General features: G+C 57.8%; 13 protein-coding genes and 2 tRNA genes. 2 read left to right on the top strand and 13 right to left on the bottom strand.

Going from position 1 to position 15,331, the window contains the following annotated elements; all coding sequences use genetic code 11:
- Positions 1-257: 257 nt before the first annotated feature.
- Together ccmI and ACXAG1_RS00555 are read right to left on the bottom strand one after the other, a co-directional pair.
- On the bottom strand, positions 258-1,505 hold the full coding sequence (gene ccmI / locus ACXAG1_RS00560; RefSeq protein WP_475118616.1) for a c-type cytochrome biogenesis protein CcmI: 1,248 nt from the start codon (positions 1,503-1,505) through the stop codon (positions 258-260).
- On the bottom strand, positions 1,498-2,058 hold the full coding sequence (locus ACXAG1_RS00555; protein ID WP_475093343.1) for a cytochrome c-type biogenesis protein: 561 nt from the start codon (positions 2,056-2,058) through the stop codon (positions 1,498-1,500). Before ACXAG1_RS00555 ends, ccmI begins: the two co-directional genes overlap by 8 nt.
- A 196-nt stretch (positions 2,059-2,254) precedes the next feature.
- Between ACXAG1_RS00555 and ACXAG1_RS00550 the strand changes: the two genes are divergently transcribed.
- Positions 2,255-2,330, top strand: a tRNA-Val gene (locus ACXAG1_RS00550).
- Between the two features lie 50 nt (positions 2,331-2,380).
- A tRNA-Asp gene (locus ACXAG1_RS00545) sits at positions 2,381-2,457 on the top strand.
- Between the two features lie 214 nt (positions 2,458-2,671).
- Here ACXAG1_RS00545 and ACXAG1_RS00540 read toward each other — a convergent pair.
- The 11 genes from ACXAG1_RS00540 to ACXAG1_RS00490 all read right to left on the bottom strand — a co-directional run bounded on the left by ACXAG1_RS00540 (position 2,672) and on the right by ACXAG1_RS00490 (position 15,326).
- The gene (locus tag ACXAG1_RS00540) at positions 2,672-4,309 is read right to left on the bottom strand and encodes a glycosyl hydrolase family 18 protein (RefSeq protein ID WP_475093361.1); all 1,638 of its coding nucleotides are present in this window, start codon (positions 4,307-4,309) and stop codon (positions 2,672-2,674) included.
- 87 nt (positions 4,310-4,396) lie between these two features.
- A complete protein-coding gene (locus tag ACXAG1_RS00535) occupies positions 4,397-6,910 on the bottom strand; it encodes a glycosyl hydrolase family 18 protein (protein WP_475118615.1) in 2,514 nt (837 codons plus the stop codon).
- A 337-nt stretch (positions 6,911-7,247) separates the two neighbouring features.
- Positions 7,248-7,841 carry an IMPACT family protein gene (locus tag ACXAG1_RS00530; RefSeq protein WP_475093363.1) on the bottom strand — a complete coding sequence of 198 codons (594 nt, stop codon included), beginning with the start codon at positions 7,839-7,841 and terminating at the stop codon, positions 7,248-7,250.
- Positions 7,804-8,385: a DsbE family thiol:disulfide interchange protein gene (locus tag ACXAG1_RS00525; RefSeq protein ID WP_475093364.1), complete on the bottom strand. Its 582-nt coding sequence runs from the start codon at positions 8,383-8,385 to the stop codon at positions 7,804-7,806. Before ACXAG1_RS00525 ends, ACXAG1_RS00530 begins: the two co-directional genes overlap by 38 nt.
- A gap of 55 nt (positions 8,386-8,440) precedes the next feature.
- Positions 8,441-10,441 carry a heme lyase CcmF/NrfE family subunit gene (locus ACXAG1_RS00520; RefSeq protein WP_475093365.1) on the bottom strand — a complete coding sequence of 667 codons (2,001 nt, stop codon included), beginning with the start codon at positions 10,439-10,441 and terminating at the stop codon, positions 8,441-8,443.
- Positions 10,438-10,887 (bottom strand): cytochrome c maturation protein CcmE, encoded by a 450-nt coding sequence (ccmE, locus tag ACXAG1_RS00515; protein WP_475093366.1) that lies wholly within the window; start codon positions 10,885-10,887, stop codon positions 10,438-10,440. The genes ACXAG1_RS00520 and ccmE overlap by 4 nt, the downstream gene beginning before the upstream one ends.
- A gap of 74 nt (positions 10,888-10,961) precedes the next feature.
- A complete protein-coding gene (ccmD, locus tag ACXAG1_RS00510) occupies positions 10,962-11,198 on the bottom strand; it encodes a heme exporter protein CcmD (protein WP_475093367.1) in 237 nt (78 codons plus the stop codon).
- Between the two features lie 22 nt (positions 11,199-11,220).
- Positions 11,221-11,976, bottom strand: coding sequence for a heme ABC transporter permease (locus ACXAG1_RS00505; protein WP_475093368.1), 756 nt, complete (start codon positions 11,974-11,976; stop codon positions 11,221-11,223).
- 67 nt (positions 11,977-12,043) lie between these two features.
- Positions 12,044-12,772, bottom strand: coding sequence for a heme exporter protein CcmB (gene ccmB / locus ACXAG1_RS00500; RefSeq protein WP_475093369.1), 729 nt, complete (start codon positions 12,770-12,772; stop codon positions 12,044-12,046).
- Complete coding sequence (ccmA, locus tag ACXAG1_RS00495; protein WP_475093370.1) at positions 12,765-13,484, bottom strand: cytochrome c biogenesis heme-transporting ATPase CcmA; 720 nt, start codon at positions 13,482-13,484, stop codon at positions 12,765-12,767. The genes ccmB and ccmA overlap by 8 nt, the downstream gene beginning before the upstream one ends.
- A 33-nt stretch (positions 13,485-13,517) precedes the next feature.
- Positions 13,518-15,326: an ATP-binding SpoIIE family protein phosphatase gene (locus ACXAG1_RS00490; protein WP_475118614.1), complete on the bottom strand. Its 1,809-nt coding sequence runs from the start codon at positions 15,324-15,326 to the stop codon at positions 13,518-13,520.
- Positions 15,327-15,331: the final 5 nt, after the last annotated feature.

Below are 15,331 nucleotides of genomic sequence, written 5' to 3'. Positions count from 1 at the left end.
GTTACTCCGCCGCCGAACGCTCTTCGTTGTACTTTCTGGAGGATTTGCCAGGGGACCTGACTGGCCAGTGCCCGCAAATCGTCGTTTTGTCTTTGCAAACCGCCGATTGTACATGGCTGCGAGCCGGGTTTCAGCGCTATTTTCGCTGCGCCCCGACAGTGGCGGCCCGCCTGAAGCGAAGCCGCGGAAACGCTTTTCCGGGGCACCCCGAAGGAAATGAACTGGCGAACCAGGCAGGCCCGCCAGAGACTCTACAGTCAGATCTGCTGATCGATCAGGATGGATACCGGCTTGGACCAGTCCGCGCGCGGAAGAGCCTTCACCTCGCCCTGCCAGTCGCCGGGGGCCGGGCGGGCATTGCCGCCGATGGCCAGACGGGCCACGAGTTGCACCTGGTCAACGGTTTTCAGGCTGCGCCCCGGCATCATCGCGCGAGACTCATCCAGCACCACCTGCACGGGCAAATCCGCCGCGGTAAGACGCACAATCGCCAGTGGCATCGGGCTCTCCGCGGTACGCGCGTAGATAAATACCGGCGTGTCCGGTGCGTACTTTACGGATTCGGCCAGCGAGACGCTCACCGCAATACTGTTTTCACCCAGGGCTTTGGATACGGCCTCAGCCTGCTCACCCGCCGCCTCGGCCGCACCACCAGTACCGGCCTCTGCCAGCGCCGCTTCCGCCCGCTGTACACCCGCCGCCAGAGCCTGCGCGGCACCGGAGCCCGGTGCCATTTGCGCCAGCGCCTGCTGCCAATAGGATTTGGCACCAGCAAAGTTCTTCTGCTCAAACGCCGCGATCCCCGCCAACCCGAGGGCCGTCGTGTTGTTTGGCTGCGCAGACAGAACCTGATCCACTTCGCGCAACACCTCAGCACTCATTTGTGAGCCATTGGCGAAAAACAGCGCCTGGGCAAGTTCGGCACGAATATTGGCCGCCTGCGGCTCGTGGGCGACGATATACCGGTATTGCGCCACCGCCCCCTGAACATCGTTACTTACCAGCAGACGCTGCGCCAGCACGTAGCGGCTGTTGAGGTCGTCCGGATGGGTGACCGCCCTCTCGCGTAATTGCTGGGTAATACGGGCCTCCGCCACCAGATCCGTTTCACCGGACTGGCTGGCCGCCAACTCCCGATACAGGGCCACATCACTGTGAGCCCCCCAGTAGAAATACAGACCAACCGCGGCCATCGGCACCGCCAATGCCAGCCCGACCAGCATGCTGCGGCCACCGGAATGGCTTTGCGACAGCCGATAGCTCCCCGCGCGCTCTTCCGCCAGCAGCTTGCGCCCCAGCTCCGTCTTCAGTGACGCATATTGCGACGCATCAATCGCGCCGCTGGCATGTGAGCTTTCAAGCTCGGCCAGGTGCTCCCGGTAGAGTTCCGCCTGGGAACCCTGGTCCTCGGCAACCGCTGCAGACTTCTTGCGCAATAGCGGCCAGGCAACAACCGCCGCCAGCGGCAGCAGTAACAGTGCCAACATTAACCAAAGATCAATCATCGTTTCTGCTTCCGCCCTTTAGCTTGCCTGCCGGCTCATTTGCACCGGTGTCAGCGCGATTAAGCAATTGCGCCAGGCGCTGAGATTCCTCGGCGCTTAGTTCCTGATCATCGTCACCCTGACGACCGCCACGCCCACTGCGAGAGCGCGCCACAATCACGATAAGGGACAGCAGCCCGAGCGCGGCAAATACACCCGGCGCCACCCACAGCAGCATGGTGTTGCGCTGCAGCGGCGGGCGGTACAAAACGAAATCGCCGTAACGGGCCACCATAAAGTCGTTGATTTCCTGGTCGCTGAACCCCTCCTCCAGCAACCGGCGAATCTCCCGCCGCAGATCTGTGGCCACCATGGAGTCGGATCCGGCCAGATTCTGGTTCTGGCACTTGGGGCAACGCATTTCTTCGATTAAAACCTGATAGCGAGCCTGCAGTTCCGGCGTGGACAACGGCTCCACCTCAACCGATGCATAGCTGGTCGACAGGGGTGCGACCATAGCGATCAGCAGAGTCAGGGTGGCAGCGACAGGGGCTGCGAAGGTTTTTTTCTGCACTGGCGTTCTCCGGCGGAAATTCTGCCGATTATATCAGCGCCGGCGCCCGCAAACACGCCCGATGCGAGACGGCGCCACATCACGCACACCAAACCAAAATTTCCGGCCATCCGCTTAACTCATTGAATTGAAAAAAATTTTTCAAAAACCGTTGACGCCAAAAAAAATATCATTACTATACGCAGCTCCTGACGCGGGGTGGTTAGCTCAGTTGGTAGAGCGGCGCCCTTACAAGGCGTAGGTCACAGGTTCGACCCCTGTACCACCCACCACTTTCCTTTACATCTGCACGGCAGATTGCTCAAAGGAATGTCAGGAATGCGGACCGGTAGTTCAGTTGGTTAGAATGCCGGCCTGTCACGCCGGAGGTCGCGGGTTCGAGTCCCGTCCGGTCCGCCACATACAAAAAAGGCTCTCACGAAAGTGAGGGCCTTTTTTGTATGCGGTTGATCGGCGTACGAGAACCCTCGTTCGATCAAATTGCGCAGCAATTTAAGACGCCGCAGGCGCCCGCAGGGTGAGCGGCGCAGCCGCGAATCAGTCCCGGCCGCACCCTGCACCTCACTTTGCCTACTTTTCCCTGTCCATCACTTTTCGTTTCCGCGAACCGATATTACAGCGCATCCAGAAATTCCCGATGCTCGGTAGAAAATTCGAAATTATTAAACTTGTCCCAGTTGATCGACCAGGTCATCAACCCACCCAATCCAGTCCAGCCCGTACTGGTGTGCGGCGTGTAGGTCGTACATCCCTCCAACTTCACCAGGCAGTTGAGCGCGGCGTGCACCTCACTGACCGAAGTAAAACCACCACCGGCATTCACGTTCGCCGGCAAGCCGATCAAAACCTGATCCTGACGCAGTGGCGGAAAGAAGTACGCAGAATTACCACCAACGTTAAACCCGGTTAACACCATGTCCGCCATGGCAATATGAAAATCTGCCACGCCCATACTGTGGTACTGATCATCCAGCCCGATGATCGAACCAGAGTTGTAATGTTGCACCTGTAGCCAGTCCAGCCTATCGCGCATCGCGTGAATTACAGGAAGGTAGGCGCCGGCGCGACGGTCGCAACCGGAGCAGGAGCCTCCGTAAAAACTGTAGCCGAGTTGCACAAAGAACGTTTCAGGGGCCATGGTGAGCATGAAATCATCCCCGTAGTGGGATGTCAGGGCCTGCAGCGCTTCAATCAGGTAGACAATTACCGGCGTCGTTGGATTGCGGAAATCCACATCACCGGCATTCAACTCCAGTGAGTGACCTTCAAAGTCCACATCCAAACCATCGAATCCGTAACGGTCGATAATATCAATCATCGACGCAACAAAGTTGTCGCGAGCCACGGCACTTTCCAGGCGAACCTGACCATTGGCGCCGCCAATGCTGATGATGATTTTCTTCCCGGCCGCCTGCTTGGCCTGAATACCGGCAATAAAGTCCTGCTCGTTAAACAGCGGGTCCAATACAAAGCCAATTTCACCCGGGGCAGCGCCAGTAGGCTCCGCGAAGGAAACATTGATTGCGTCATACGCATCGGAAACATCCGCAATGGGAATAACCCCGGAACCATTATCGAAATTGTGCCAGTAACCGGAAATCAGGCGACTGCTATTGCCACCACTGGAACCACCGGACGAACTGCTGGACGAGCTGCTGGACGAGCTGGAAGTAGACCCACCAGAAGAGGAGCTGGAAGAAGTGCCGCAACTGGCCACCTGAGTCCACGCGTGCTCCCAGTATGTCCCCTCACCCGGTGCGTACGCCCAGGCAGATTCGGAAGAACACCAGCCGGCGATGTCGCAAACAAACTCGTTACCCAGGTTCTGCACCAGCTGCCCTGCCACATAACTCGTACCCGCCACATAGTGCACGGAACTACAGCTACCGCCGCCAGAGGAAGATCCCGAAGACGAGCTGGATGATGAGCTTGACGAGGAAGAACTCGATGACGAGGAACTCGATGAGGAGGAGCTGGACGAAGAACTCGAAGAGCTCCCACCGTCGCACTGAGCGATGACCGACCACTCCTGCCACTGGCCGGAATGCAGCGCAGGGTCGCTACCCTGACTCCACCAGTTGGCTTTGTATGCAGTGCCCATATGCTGAACTTCGGCTCCGCCACTGTATGCGTTACTACTGTTCCAGACTGCGAGGTCGGAGCAATCCACGGCGAATGCGGCACCACTACTTATCAGACCAGCGATACACAGCAGCCAGCGTATCGCCCCTGAGAACAATCTCGTTTTCATAAAATACCCATTATTTTTATTCAGTAATTGTTGGCCCACCGATGCCACTGCAGGTGGCACGGGTGGGCCTCGACTAACGCAGCGACGTTAGCGCAGGGTGGCAATCAATGACTCACATTCCGCAGCAGTGATATTGCGACCACAAACGGGAATCTGATCGGCAGGATCGCCGTCAGACTGGTCCGCCGTCAGGCTATTCCCCAGAACATGATTAACCGTATTGAGGTTGTAGCCATTGTCCTGCTCCGCCATCCAGAAAAAGATTCCGGCCAGCCCGTTGTCTTTGGCGTACTGCGCTTTTAACGCCACTGTCCGCGGCGTTTCTACCGATATGAACGCACCAATTGAGTCGTTGTACAGATAATCCGCATTGGACTCCTTGTCGGTGTACAACCAGAACCCGTTGCGCGGCAGCATGTTGCTGTCGAGATAGTTCTGGTAAAGATCGTACCCCTCAATCACACCGGCCTCCCAGGATCCAAGTCCGGCAATACCGAGAATCAAATCCGGCCCACTCCAATTGGGATTGCCGTAACTGGTATTTCCGGTAACGCCGTAGGTGAACTCGGAAATATCGCCAGGATTGGTCGCTTTCGAACGGTGATAGTTCGCGCCGCCGATCATCAACTTATTTGCCGGCACACCGAGACTCTGAAGGTAGGTAAGAGTCCAGTTAGCCGACGTTCCCGCAGAAGAGCCCACCGCCATCGGATTGATATAAAGCGGCGTGTGATGCGAGAGCTCCCGCTCCCAGGCACCGGTGAGGTCGTAGGTCATCGCATACAGGCGATCCATATAGGGATGCACCTGAGACCAGTCGATTTTCTCGAGACGACCCAGCCCTGCCGGAATTGCGGAGGAAAGGCGGTAAGGCTTGCCGGTTTTCTCGCTCAACCAATCCATACCCGCACGAAGTTCACGAATCAGTGTCGCGTAGTTTTCGCCATCGTCTTCCCGCGCCATTCCCACAACAGCACCATCGCTACCGGGGTATTCCCAGTCGATATCCACTCCATCGAAGTCATAGCGCTCGAGAAAATGCACAACGGAATCGACGAAAGCTTTGCGCCTTACCGGATCATGCGCCATCCACGGGAATCCTTCCGACAGCGTCCAGCCACCGATGGAAAGGTCGAGCTTCAACTGCGGGTTTTGCTCACGGAGCTGGTAGAGTACTCCGAACACGCCGCCGACATTGTCTTTGTTGAGCGCATACATACTCTCCGTACCCACAACCCCTTGCGGCGCAACGCCCACATCTCGCACGAAGGCCGCTTCAAAATCCGCCACTGCCATGGCACCGTCAGGTAGCGAACTCTGGTTACAGGTTCGCATCACCGCTGCCGGAGCAGATGTGGGAAACCCGCCATCCTGCTCATTCTTCGCATCGGGGTAACAGATTCCGGCAAAGCCATAGACAATGCGGTGCAAGTTGGCCGCCGGTAACTGCGTGAAATCGTACTGGCGGCCGTAAATTGCCCAGTCGCCTATATACGTAACGATTTCCGTCCCTGAGCTCAAGCTATAAGTATTGTGCTGCAGCGGTAGGTTTCCCGGCACCAGTTTGGTACCGCGGGCTCCGTTGTCCACATCCAGACCACCGTGGTCTCCACCGTTATCAGACGCCGGATTAGCGCCCCCCTGGTAACCCGAAATCGGGGACTGGGTATCGGCAATCCGCGCGGGCGCAATTGCACCGGTGGGATTGACCACCCCTGCACTCAGATTACCGTCAACAGGTTGCGCTTCTCCGTAATCAATGCTGTTGGGAATGGGTACCGGGCAGAGTGCATCGTCGGGATAACCAGCGGTTTCCCACTGTCCCGGGTAGGCGGTGTTGTCCGGCGCAATGGAGTGGGTATCCACAAGTGCGCGATAGGCAATTCCCTGATAGGCAACCACGGTGCCTTCAGTGTACAAGGTGCCCGTTTGCCACTCTGCGGCGCAGAAAAATTCATCCGGCACAGTGCCACCGCCACTACCGCCGCCGCTGCTACTGCCACCACCGGAACAGGCCTGCTCACTGCTACTGGTCCAGGCATTTTCCCAGGCCCAACCGACGCCTGGCTCGTAGGCAGAGTTGCCGGATGAACACCAGCCCGCCACGGAACATGCGTAATAACCACCACTGTTTGTCACGATATCGCCGGCCGCGTAACCGCTTCCCGCCACATAGGCAGGACAGGAGCCGCCACCGCCAGACGATCCTCCGGAGCCAGAACTGGAGCTGCTGCTCCCACCACCGCTGGAACTACTGGAGCTGCTACTGGAACTACTACTGGAACTACTACTAGAACTGCTGCTGGAACTGCTGCTGGAACTGCTCGAGCCGGGCGCATCGCAACTGCCGAGCCCTGTCCAGGCGTGCTCCCAGGCCCAGCCACTACCTGGAGCATAGGCACCGCCCTGGCTGCACCAGCCACCGACGTCGCAACGATAGGCAACGCCGGCACTTTGAACGGCAGCACCGCTGGCATAGCTGGCGCCGTCAATATACTCAGGTGTACTTGAACAATCGTAAGCCGATGCATTTGCCGCCGCCCAGAGGCCAAGCAGTGCGGCACCGGTATTCAACATCCTTTTTATTGTTGTTTTTTTCATGTTTTCTTCTTCTCCCAGTCGAAGAGTCGGTATTTTTCTGGCGGGTAATTCCGCCGGCATGAATGGTTCTGTACCGCAGGAAAGAAAACGCTAGAGGAAAGAATCCCCCTCTTGTGGAGGAGTGATTGAAAAGGAAGCCACCACCGGCCCTTAGCCGACAGCGCTGTCAACTAGCCAGATCAAGCTAGCCGCCACCTGACAACGCTGTCAAACAGATAGAAGTGAACGGCGCCACTTAATGCAGAGATTGCCAAGTATCTCCACGAGCGGGTGCGGAAACAGGTGGGAATGGGTGGGGAATGAAAAAAAGAAACGACGAAAAGGAAGGTCAGCGCTATCACAAAGAGAATGAAAAGCCCTCCGGCGCGAGCTTTTCCTTCAGGGACGGCCACTGATCTTGAGGAAGTGTCACTGCGATGCGTACGCAATCGCTATATTCCACATCGCCACACAGGCCTCGGTGCTGGGCTACCAGGAAACGCACTCGGGATTCTCCGGAAAAGTCACAAGTGAGCTGCACATCGACCAGGGGCACATGGACATCGAGCTCCGCCATCTGTAATGCCGCGCCCACCGCACCGCGGTACGCGCGCATCAAGCCGCCAACGCCCAGCTTGGTGCCACCAAAATAGCGCGTAACAATAGCGCCGACGCTCCCCACTTCCTGCTTCAGCAGTAATTCCAGCATGGGCCTGCCAGCGCTACCCCCGGGTTCGCCGTCATCATCGCTCTGCATCACCTCCGGATTGGCAGGATTGCCAATCACCAGCGCAGTGCAGTGGTGGGAAGCATCCGGATAACGCTCCCGGGTTATTTCCAGGGTATGCAAAAAAGCCGCTTTATCGGTCACCGGCCCCAGCCAGCAGATAAAGCGGCTCTTTTTTTCTTCCGTCTCAGCGACAACGGGCGAGCAGGGAATCTGATAGCTCACCAGAAAATTCGTCCCAATCCTGATTCTGTAAACGCTGATACAGCGGCTGCAATTTCGTTTGCCAGACCTTATCGTCCACCACCCCGACATGCTTGCAACGGATAGTACCGCCGGCATCTACCAGGAACGTTTCCGGGGCGCCAAACACTCCCAGGTCCAGCGACAGGCGCCCTTCGATATCCGATACAGAAAAAACGTAGGGGTTCTGGAATTTCTCCAGCCACTTCTGCGCCGCTTCGTTGTCGTCCTTCAGGTTGATGCCGACAATCGGCACGCCCTGCTCCGCCAGCTCATTCAGATACGGGTGCTCTACCCGGCAAGAAATACACCAGGTAGCCCAGACATTCAGTAGCAGCGGTCGACTGGGCAAGTCTGTTTTTTTCAGCTCGCGATTGGACTCCACATCGAGCAGCGCAAAATCCGGCACCGGTTTATTCACCAGTGCCGAGGGCATTTCCTGCGGATCCAGTGAAAGGCCGCGCCAGAAGAGTACCGCCAGCGCAGCAAATACAATCAGTGGAAGGAACAGCTTGAGTCTCGCCATGTAATCGGTAAATCCGTCTATCGTTTCAGTCGTTCAACAAAAATCAGTTTGCCAATCAGGCGCCGGCCAGCGCGCCGCCGTCCGCCTTCGCACCGGATTTACTTGCGCGCGCCGCACGCACCTTGCGGTAACGCTTATCAGCCACTGCGATTGCTCCGCCCAGGGCCATCAGTGCAGAACCCAACCAGATCCAGATGACGAACGCCTTGTACTGCAGGCGCACCGCCCAGTCGCCACCGAGATTGTCTTTGTCCATGGGATCACCCAACGCGACATAGAGATCCCGGAACAAACTGGTATCGATGGCGGCCTCGGTCATGATATTTCCGCCGGAAAAATAGCTGCGCTTCTGCGGCAGTAGCTCCGCCACCTGGCGACCGTTATCACGCACCAGTATCACCCCTTCCGATGCCCGGTAATTTGGACCGCGAATCTGTCGCACACCTTCGAAGGTGAACTCGTAACCAGACATGACAGCACTCTGGCCGGGCGACATGCGCAGGTCTTTTTCCACGCTGTACACCGTGGTTAACGCCACACCCAATACCGAAACCGCCAGACCGATGTGGCCGAGATGCATTCCGTAATAACTCGCGCGCTGGCGCCTGAGCCCCGCGATCAGACTGTCTGCATTGCGCGACTTGGCCAGGATATCCGCCGCACTGGAAGCAATTACCCAAAGTCCGGCAAACAATCCCAACACCGCACCCCAGTGGAAGTCACCCGCCATCAAAGTCAGCAACGGAGCACCGATAGCAGCAACCAGGACCGGCATGCCCCAGGACTTCAACAGCTTTTTCGTCTGGCTGTCTTTCCAGTTGGCATGAATACCCATTCCCAGAAGGACACACAACACCAGCATCAGAGGAACAAAAAACATATTGAAGAACGGCGGGCCCACGCTGATCTTGCCCCAGTTCAATGCATCGGCTAACAGCGGGTACAGAGTGCCGGTCAGTACCACGGCCATAATCAGGACCAGCAAAACATTGTTACCCAGCAGGAAGGTTTCACGCGAGCGGAACGAAAACACACTTCCCGCGCTCACCGTGGGGGCACGCAGCGCAAACAACAGCAGGGACAAGCCGACCACGACCGCCAGGAAAGCGAGAATAAATCCGCCCCGCAGTGGGTCGGTGGCAAATGCGTGCACCGAGGTCAATACGCCGGAGCGCACCAGGAAGGTACCCAGCAGGCTAAGACTGAACGCAAAAATGGAAAGCAAGATGGTCCAGCTGCGGAAAAGGCCACGCTTTTCGGTCACCGCCAGCGAGTGCAGCAGCGCAGTACCGACAAGCCAGGGCATAAACGACGCATTCTCCACCGGGTCCCAGAACCACCAGCCACCCCAGCCAAGTTCGTAATACGCCCACCAGCTACCCAACGCAATTCCCAGGGTCAGGAATGCCCACGCCACGGCAGTCCAAGGCCGCGCCCAGCGGGCCCAGGCACTGTCCAGGCGCCCTTCAAGTAACGCGGCAATGGCGAACGCAAAAGCCACCGAGAACCCCACGTACCCCATATAAAGAAGCGGCGGATGGATGATCATCCCCGGGTCCTGCAGCAAGGGGTTCAGGTCACTGCCATCACCGGGCGGGAACGGCAGGATGCGATCAAACGGGTTGGACGTGAGCAGGATAAACAGGAAAAAGCCGATCAGCAGCATACCCATAACCGACAGTACCCGCGCCACCAGCACGTCTGGCAACTGTCTACTGAATACGGCAACTGCAGCGGTCCAACCTGCCAGCATCAACAACCACAGAAGAATCGAGCCCTCGTGCCCACCCCAAACCGCAGTTACCTTGTACACCATGGGCAGAATGCTATTGGAGTTCTGCGCCACATAGGCCACCGAGAAATCACTGTTCACAAATGCGAGCGTCAGGCACACAAATGACAGGGCGGTAAACGCGAGCACGCCGAGTGACAGCGGGCGCGCGGTATCCATCCACAACACGCGGCCGGTATAGGTTCCAAGAATAGGAACTACCGAAAGTGCGATCGACAGCAGCAAGCCGACGATCAGAGCAAAGTGCCCGAGTTCAGGACTCATATTTTGGCATCTCCCTGGCAGCTCGCTTTGTTCACCATGGTCTCGGCCACTTCCGGCGGCGTGTAGGATTCATCGTGCTTGGCAAGCACCTGGTCGGCACGCACATATCCGTCCTGATGGAGCTTGCCAGTGACCACCGCCGCCTCACCCTCGGCAAACAGATCCGGCAGAATTTTGTCAAACACCACTTCCAGCTCCGCCTCACCATCGGTGATTGCAAAGCGGACATCCAGGGAGCTACTGTCCCGTACAATACTGCCTGGAACGACACAGCCACCGGCGCGGATACGCTTTTCAAAGGGTACTTCACCAGCGGCAAAGGCGCTGGGCGCATAAAAATAATCCATGTTTTCACGCATGGCATAGGTCACGAATCCCACTGCAACGCTCGAGAGCGCCACCAGTAGAACGACCAGAATCAGTCGCTGTTTACGGGCTGGGTGCATGGTTGTCCTGTTCTCAATCGCAATTCGTTGTACTAGTTCTCTCCGCCGGAAATACTCCCGCGGAGCAGGTGGCATCAGTCAGCCAGCTCTGGCTCTGCCTGGGGCGCATGCGCCACATTTGTTGCGCGACGGCGAGCATTTTCCTGACGCACCTGACGAGCAAACTCTTTGCGCAGCACCCTTTGACGTTGCAGTGGCACGACAGCCAGAGTTACCAGAACCAGAAGCGCAACCCCGTATGATGCCCACACATAAGGGCCATGGCCATTCATCAGGAAAAAACCGGCCAGGCTGTCAAATTGAAATTCCATCGCTCGAATCCTCGTTAACCACTCAGCCCCTGGCCGGAGCTGACACTCCCATCAATTCCCGAACCCATTGGGTGCGCCCTTCCCGCTGCAATATCATGGTGCGGGTGTGCAAGGTAAGAACCCAGGCATAAAACAGATAAAAGCCCGCAATCATGGTAATCAGCGGATAGAACATGCTCGGGTCGATGGTGCTCGCTTCGGTCAGTTTGAGGGTGGCGGGCTGGTGCAAGGTGAACCACCAGTCAACGGACTTGTAGATGATCGGGATATTGACCGTGCCCACCAGTGCCAGCAAAGCGCTGGCCTTGTCGCCAGACTGCTCGCGGCTAAAGGCGCCGGACAAAGCCATCACACCCAGGTACAGGAAGAACAGGATCAACATGGAGGTGATACGGGCATCCCATACCCAGTAAGTACCCCAGGTCGGCTTGCCCCAGACGGCACCGGTAAAGAGCGCAATAAACGTCAGTGCTGCGCCGATCGGCGCCGCCGCCCGCATCACCACGAAAGACAGTTTCATCTTCCAGATCAGACCGATCGCGCCGGAAATGGCCATGATGTAATAGCCCGCCAGGGCGAGAAAAGCCGCGGGGACGTGAATATAAATAATGCGGTAACTATTACCCTGCTTGGAGTCCTGCGGCGCAAAGCCGAGTCCCCAGACAATACCAATAGAAAGCAGCACCAGCGCTGCCGCGCCAAGCCAGGGAAGCCAGGCACTGGACTTTTGATAGAACCAGCGGGGCGAGCCCAATCTGTGAAACCATTGCCAGGACAAAATACGTACTCCTATGCCCTTCTCTCAACCAATTCCCGCACCGCTTATGGAAACTGTTGGGGAAAGGTCAGTTTTCGAGACTGATTCGGATGGCTCCCGCGGACGCCAGAGGCGCAAGAGCCGCAGATGCTGCCAAGATGGCGCCAAGGATCGCTAATTGCGGCCCAAAACCGTACCCATCCAGCGCCGCCTGCACCGTTCCAGTGCCGAAGATTAACACGGGCACATACAGTGGCATAATGATCAGCGCCAACAGCAAACCCGGGCGCCGCAGGGCAACGGTCAACGCCGCACCAACTGCACCGATCAGGCTCAGGCTCGCGGTACCCAGCGCCAGGGATATAACCAGCGGCCAATATCCCGCCTGCTCCAGGTTCAACATCATTCCCAGTAACGGAGACAAGAGTGCCAGGGGCAGCCCGGTCACCAGCCAGTGCACCAGGACTTTGGACACCACCGCGAAATAGAGTGGCTGGGGCTGCAATGCCAGCTGCTCAAGAGACCCGTCTTCATAGTCGTTGCGAAACAGCGACTCCTGGGACAACAGTGTCGCCAGCAGCGCCATCACCCAGATCAGCCCGGGTGCCATACGGGCCAGCATCTCGGGCTCAGGGCCGATTCCCAGTGGCATCATCGCCAGCACAGTAACGAAGAACAGCAGCGGATTGACGATATCCGAACGGCGCCGCACCGCGAGTTTGAATTCGGTGCGAAACAGGGTGAAAAAGCCCGGTAGTCTGGACGTTGCCAGCTCATCGATTGTGCCGCGCACAGGCATTACTGAAGCCTCAGTCATTGCGCACCCCGGCACTCCCTGCACCTGCCGACAGAGAATCTTCGTCGAAAAAATCGCTGTGACGGGGCTGAAAGTCCGCCAAATTGATCCTGGTCATCGGCCGGATATCGACCGGTTGGTGAGACGTCAACAGCAGGCTGCCGCCAGCTTCCAGGTGCCTGAGCATTTGGGACTCTAGGCTTTCGACACCAGCCACATCCAGCGCTGCCAGTGGCTCATCCAGGATCCACAAGCGAGCCGAATTGGGCAGGTACAGACGAGCCAGCGCCACGCGGCGATTCTGTCCTGCGGAGAGCTGCTGACACATCAGGTCCTCAAACCCGTACAGACCTACCGCTTCGAGCGCATCATAGGCCTCGCTCTCAGCGGCACCATACCAGGCGAGATTCTCCAGAGGCGTGAGCCCCCCGCGAACGCCAGCGTGGTGACCGATATACAGCAGCTCAGCACGCATCGCAGATAACCCGGCGGGAAATGCCTTCCCCCGCCAGCGAATATCGCCACTGAAGTCCGAGGCACTGCCGATCAAAGTGCGAAACAGGGTGCTCTTGCCAGCCCCATTAGCCCCTTCCACCTGCACCGCAGCACCGCTATTCACTGAAAAACTCAAGCCTTCAAACAATTGCCGACCATCGCGCTCACAGCACAACCCCTGTACAGACAGGAGTTCGCTGCCAGCGGCAAGCGTGGATTCATGGGCAATTAGGGTCATTTAGCACCGGCGTTGATGAAAAACTGAGCGCAATTATACCGGTACTGGCGGGGTTTGCATGGCATTGTGTTGCGATTCGATGTCTTCATCTTCACCAGGGGCAGAGGTACAACCCTCCCCCCAAGGCAGGATCGCTTCCACCCTGCTGCTTCCTGCGGAATAGCGGACTTTGGAGCATACGGTGTGTAACAGATCCAGGCCTCGACCCGAATAGATGGAGCCCGACTCCCGCACCTCGGGAAAGCCGCGCCCGCTGTCCTCGACTACCAGTGTCAATTGACCGCCGCCTTCCCATTCACGGCAACACAGCGAAATACTCACCCACCCGGCACTCAGCTGGCTTCTCCGTTCCGCCATAAGGTCGTAGTAACGGACAAAGCCATCGTCTGCACCCTTAATGGAGGAATCCAGTTCCAGCACACCGTGCTCTAGGGCATTGCGAAACAGCTCCCCCAGCGCAATGGCCAGATCTTCCTGAAAGCGGGCGGCACCGGGCATTTGTCCCAAAACACTCAGTAAGTGCGGCAACGGATCGGTCTCGCGCAGTTCACTCTCAGACAGCCGAAACTGAATTGACCAGTCACCGATTCGGCCTCCCTTGCGATCGCCGGACGCCTCCTGAGCCGGACACCCGCTACGGCGCAGTTTCGGGTCAGAAAGGTCCAGTTCCACCAGGGAAAGGTCGTCGTGCTGCTCCGCGGCATGGGCGTTGACGGCCACAAGAATCCGCTCGAATACCTGAGCCTGCGGGTAGGAGTCACCAACAGAGGGCCCCCTGTCTCGCAGCAGTGCCAGCAAGCGCGACTCCCCAAAGTGCTCGCCTTTACCATTGCGCGCCTCATGAATACCATCGCTCCACAGGAACAACCGGTCTCCCGGGAGCACCCGAATATTTACGATCGCCGAATTGATCTGATCTGAGGAGAGGACCCCGAGAGGCAGATGCCGGGACTCCAGTAACTGCAAGCTCCCATTGGCGCGCTTGAGGCAGGGGCTCGGCATACCGGCATTGAGCAGACGCAGGTGTTGGCGCCGCGGATCAAACTCCAGCATCACCAGGCAGCAGAACATCTGGCGAGGCAGAATATCGTACAGCTTGCGATTGATTTCCTTGGCGACTCGGCCAAACGAGAAACCTCGGGGAATCATCGAATAGAAGATCGAGGTGAGCGGTACCGCACCCACCGCGGCGGCAAGACCATGCCCGGCAAAATCGCCCAGCATCAACACCAGCTTGCCGTCCGGGGCGTAAGTGGCTGCCAGTAAATCCCCGTTCAGTACGGCGCGGGGGGAAAGGTGGTAGCGGATGGCCGGGGTGTCGTCGAGACAACTCTCATTACCCAGGTTGCCAAAAATTTCCCGGGCATTGGCCTGCTCTTGCAAGAAGTCCGCATGGTGCCGGCGCAGACGGTCGCGCTGGGCCATCAGCGAGCGGCTGAACTCGCAGAACCGGCGGATGGAAGCAAGTTTTAACTGTACCAGGCGGGAACTGTAGGGCTTGGTGAGAACATCGTCGCAATCCGCCAGATTGACAATGCCGGAATCCGAATCCTGCATCCCCTGCACCGCCAGAATTGGTACAGGTTCCACCCCCATACACTGGCGCAACTGGCGCACGGCTTCCGCTTCCGTCGCCCGTGCCGCATTTGGCCCAAAAATCAGAAGATGGGGGACAAATTCATCATACGCACGCAGGGCCGCTTCGGCACCGGACACACACAACGTTGAGGCCGGCACCACACACCCGGCCGAGCTTCGATACTCCCAGTGCTGGATCAATTGCCGCAGCTCACCCGTTTCTTGCTGGTCGCTTTCGATGATGAGTATGCGGAAGGCGGGCATGACAG

Source organism: Microbulbifer sp. ABE4_465, assembly GCF_056160765.1.
The sequence above is the reverse complement of the archived record's forward strand: the minus strand, read 5'-3'. Positions and strand labels throughout refer to the sequence as shown.

Excerpts from the sequence above, each read along its gene's own strand:
- ccmI (WP_475118616.1), bottom strand. The coding sequence starts at position 1,505 with ATGATTGATCTTTGGTTAATGTTGGCACTGTTACTGCTGCCGCTGGCG.
- ACXAG1_RS00540 (WP_475093361.1), bottom strand. The coding sequence starts at position 4,309 with ATGAAAACGAGATTGTTCTCAGGGGCGATACGCTGGCTGCTGTGTATC.
- ACXAG1_RS00535 (WP_475118615.1), bottom strand. The coding sequence starts at position 6,910 with ATGAAAAAAACAACAATAAAAAGGATGTTGAATACCGGTGCCGCACTG.
- ACXAG1_RS00525 (WP_475093364.1), bottom strand. The coding sequence starts at position 8,385 with ATGGCGAGACTCAAGCTGTTCCTTCCACTGATTGTATTTGCTGCGCTG.
- ACXAG1_RS00520 (WP_475093365.1), bottom strand. The coding sequence starts at position 10,441 with ATGAGTCCTGAACTCGGGCACTTTGCTCTGATCGTCGGCTTGCTGCTG.
- ccmE (WP_475093366.1), bottom strand. The coding sequence starts at position 10,887 with ATGCACCCAGCCCGTAAACAGCGACTGATTCTGGTCGTTCTACTGGTG.
- ccmD (WP_475093367.1), bottom strand. The coding sequence starts at position 11,198 with ATGGAATTTCAATTTGACAGCCTGGCCGGTTTTTTCCTGATGAATGGC.
- ccmB (WP_475093369.1), bottom strand. The coding sequence starts at position 12,772 with ATGACTGAGGCTTCAGTAATGCCTGTGCGCGGCACAATCGATGAGCTG.
- ccmA (WP_475093370.1), bottom strand. The coding sequence starts at position 13,484 with ATGACCCTAATTGCCCATGAATCCACGCTTGCCGCTGGCAGCGAACTC.
- ACXAG1_RS00490 (WP_475118614.1), bottom strand. The coding sequence starts at position 15,326 with ATGCCCGCCTTCCGCATACTCATCATCGAAAGCGACCAGCAAGAAACG.